4 protein-coding genes are annotated in these 2,346 nt (G+C 23.6%); 1 reads left to right on the forward strand and 3 read right to left on the reverse strand.

Annotation, left to right across the window (positions count from 1 at the left end; all coding sequences use genetic code 11):
* A partial coding sequence (gene rsmD, locus AC8IGH_RS05350) for a 16S rRNA (guanine(966)-N(2))-methyltransferase RsmD (protein ID WP_507419682.1) occupies positions 1 to 518 on the forward strand: 518 nt, incomplete at its 5' end.
* Here rsmD and AC8IGH_RS05355 read toward each other — a convergent pair.
* From AC8IGH_RS05355 to lspA, 3 genes are all read right to left on the reverse strand, one after another.
* Positions 510 to 1,694 carry a phosphoglucose isomerase-related protein gene (locus AC8IGH_RS05355; RefSeq protein ID WP_507419683.1) on the reverse strand — a complete coding sequence of 395 codons (1,185 nt, stop codon included), beginning with the start codon at positions 1,692 to 1,694 and terminating at the stop codon, positions 510 to 512. The two genes, rsmD and AC8IGH_RS05355, sit on opposite strands and share 9 nt — an antisense overlap.
* Positions 1,695 to 1,698: 4 nt before the next feature.
* Positions 1,699 to 2,010, reverse strand: coding sequence for a DUF3035 domain-containing protein (locus AC8IGH_RS05360; protein WP_507419684.1), 312 nt, complete (start codon positions 2,008 to 2,010; stop codon positions 1,699 to 1,701).
* Positions 2,007 to 2,346: signal peptidase II (gene lspA / locus AC8IGH_RS05365; RefSeq protein WP_507419685.1), on the reverse strand; the 340-nt coding region annotated here is incomplete at its 5' end. The genes AC8IGH_RS05360 and lspA, both read right to left, overlap by 4 nt.

Raw genomic sequence — 2,346 nt, forward strand, 5'->3', positions numbered from 1 at the left:
GCAAATTAATTACTAGACCTCTAAGAGATAGAGTCAAAGAGAGTATATTCAATATATTACAGCACTCAAATAAAATTCAGTTTGAATTTAAAAATTCGACAGTTCTAGATCTTTTTTCTGGTTCAGGTTCCTTTGGATTAGAATGTTTATCCAGAGAGGTTGAAAAAGTATTTTTCTTTGAAAAAAACCCTGAAGCTTTTTCCATTTTAAAAAGAAATCTTAATACCTTAAATATACTAAGCGCGAATGCTATTGCTACTAATGAAGACGTTTCTTTAATTCATAATAATAAGTTATTTAATCAAATTAAACCTAATTTAATATTTTTAGACCCACCTTTTAAAATAAAAAATATTGATAATATAATTAATGACTTAAAAAAGATTATTAATAAAAAAAATATATTAGTTATTCATACTAATTCTGAAAATGTTATTAAAAATAACGAACTCGATATTATTGAGGAGAGGATTTATGGAATTTCTAAAATCTACTTTGCAAAACTAAATCTAACTTAATAATGAATAAGTCTCTTTTTTAATTGTTTCCACAGCTGGTTGGTCAAAAGGGTTTAAATTTAGCGCTTTACATAAAATTGCTGCTTCTAACATTGAATAAACAAGTAAAGAAATAAAGCTTTGAATAGGCTTTTTCTGATCAATTAACAATACTCGAAATGGTATTAAATTTTTTTTAAAAACATTTATCGTCGAGTTAAATTGCGCATCAACAATCTTATTTAAAGTATTTTTTTTAAATTTTTGATTAAAGCAATCTTTTATTGGCTGATCAATTTTATTATTGATTGTTTTAATAAAGGTAAAAAATTTATTTCTCTTTCCATCTAAATAAAGCTGCATAATACTATGATTGTCTTTAGGACACTCTGATATAATTGGGGTTAAATCCTTTCCTCTTTTACCAATACTTTCTGCCAATAATTGTTGATGCCAATAACCATAATTTAACAAGTTATGAGAATAAATAAGAGAGACATGTATATCTACTTTAGATTTTGTCATCAAAGTTAATAAAGTAGCTGCATTATTAATTAGATTTTTCTTTAAATTTTTTTTAAGAACAGAATTGATACCTTGAATAATTTTCTTGTAATCAAGATTAAACATTAAAAGACCGGCTTCTGATAAAACGGAATACCGACCACTAAGATTTATATTGTGTTCAAAAAATAAAATATTATTTTTTTTTGCAAAATTAAATAGAATGGTGTTTTTCTCTGAAATAATTATAAAATTTTTAGATATATCTTTCTTTCTTTTTTTAAAATTATCTAAAATAATATTGCAATTTGTTAAAGTTTCTAAAGTTTTTCCAGATTTAGATATAATAAATATGGAAAATTTACTTAGATCTTTTTTAATAAAATCATTAACCATAGATTTATTTAAACTATCTAAAAAATAATAATTCTTATCAAGGCCAAAAAAAGAAGAAAGCATCTTAGCTCCAAGAACAGAACCACCCATTCCTACTATTAAAATATTTTTATGTAATTTTTTTTTAAGACTATTTTTTTTAAAAAAGAGACTTCTCTGGTACTGTTCAGACAATGTATTAAAGAAAAAATTTTCTTTATTATTAAGTAAATCTTTTAATATCTCAGAGCATTTTCTTAAATTATTTTTATAAAACTTTGAATTATTTTTCAAAAAATTGATAGTATTAATTTTCATCAATTTATTTTATTTTTTCAAGAATGCTTTTTTCTAAAGATCCGGAGTCAGTTCCTTTGTTAATTTCTGTATTTTTTTTATCTTTTCCAAGATTCTTATTGAAAATATCTTTTAAATTATCTTTCTCATCTTTTTGATTATTTTGATTCACGGAATCCGGTGGTAACAAATCGAAATTGGGTGGCATAGTTAAAGGATTTCTTTTTTCAATTAAAAATTCATCAGGGGTATCTTTTTTCATACCCAATCCTTTTTGAACACTTTCACATGAGCTTAATAATAAAAATAAAGCAAATAAATGTATAACTTTTTTCATGTTTTCTTTATTTTAAATAGATCAATTATTATTAAACCGATAATACCAATAGTGATAAAAATATCAGCAATATTAAAGGTAAACCAGTGAAAACTCTCATAATGAAAATCTATAAAGTCTGGAACAGAACTATAATAATATCGGTCAAATAAATTTCCTAGCGCTCCTCCTAAAATTATAGAAATAAATACGGATTCTAAATAATTTGGTGTAGTTAACATCCAATAAATTAAAATTAAATTAATAGCAGCTATAATGGTTGAAATAATTGAATAAAAAATATTAGGTTCAATCTGCAAAATTCCAAAACCAATTCCACTATTCCATACTAAAGAA

Source organism: Candidatus Allofontibacter sp. (assembly GCF_038145245.1).
Taxonomy (GTDB): Bacteria; Pseudomonadota; Alphaproteobacteria; order Pelagibacterales; family Pelagibacteraceae; genus Fontibacterium.

Coding starts and splice junctions, on each gene's coding strand:
- AC8IGH_RS05355 (WP_507419683.1), bottom strand. CDS start 1,694: ATGAAAATTAATACTATCAATTTTTTGAAAAATAATTCAAAGTTTTAT.
- AC8IGH_RS05360 (WP_507419684.1), bottom strand. CDS start 2,010: ATGAAAAAAGTTATACATTTATTTGCTTTATTTTTATTATTAAGCTCA.